The 730-nt window shown below is 28.8% G+C and carries 1 protein-coding gene; it reads left to right on the forward strand.

Annotation, left to right across the window (positions count from 1 at the left end; genetic code table 11):
- Positions 1–504, forward strand: a 504-nt coding sequence (locus IE142_RS39770; protein ID WP_191889434.1) for an SDR family oxidoreductase, incomplete at its 5' end; no start/stop codon positions are given.
- Positions 505–730: the final 226 nt, after the last annotated feature.

Genomic DNA, 730 nt, shown 5'->3' on the forward strand with positions numbered 1-730 from the left:
GTAGAAAAAAATAGTATTAATGATTTAAAAAATATCTTTACAGATTATGATAAAGTTATCTTTTCAGTTGGATCTGGTGGAAGCACTGGAGCGGATAAAACAATCATTGTTGATTTAGATGGTGCTGTAAAAACAATTAAAGCTAGTAAAGAAGCGGGTATCAAACATTATGTTATGGTATCAACATACGATTCTAGACGTGAAGCATTCGATGCGAGTGGAGATTTAAAACCGTATACAATTGCAAAGCATTATGCTGATGATTACTTAAGAACATCAGATCTTAATTATACAATTGTACATCCAGGTTCACTTACAGATGATGCTGGAACTGGAAAAATAGAAGCTGATTTATATTTCGACAAAGCAGGATCAATTCCACGTGAAGATGTTGCTACAGTTTTAAAAGAAGTAGTAACTTCTGATGGTTTTAATAATCAAGAATTCCAAATTTTAAGTGGCAATCATGGTGTTAAAGATGCATTGAAAAACTATGAATCTTAAAATTTAAAATTAAGTACGTATTAAAAATTATTTGTCTTTTATAATACAACTTGATACAAAGTTCGTTCCTATTATCGTTAGAATTGTTGTAATTTGTTTTTAAATACTTCAATTTCTAATCAGTATTTGAGGGGGCAAGATAAGGAAATCAAAAGTCTTATCTTGTTCCCTTTTTATATTCAAAGTTAAATATTTTAATGAGTATAATTATACTAAATTTTCTACT

It is taken from the genome of Streptomyces mutabilis (assembly GCF_014649815.1).
Lineage (GTDB): Bacteria > Actinomycetota > Actinomycetes > Streptomycetales > Streptomycetaceae > Streptomyces > Streptomyces mutabilis.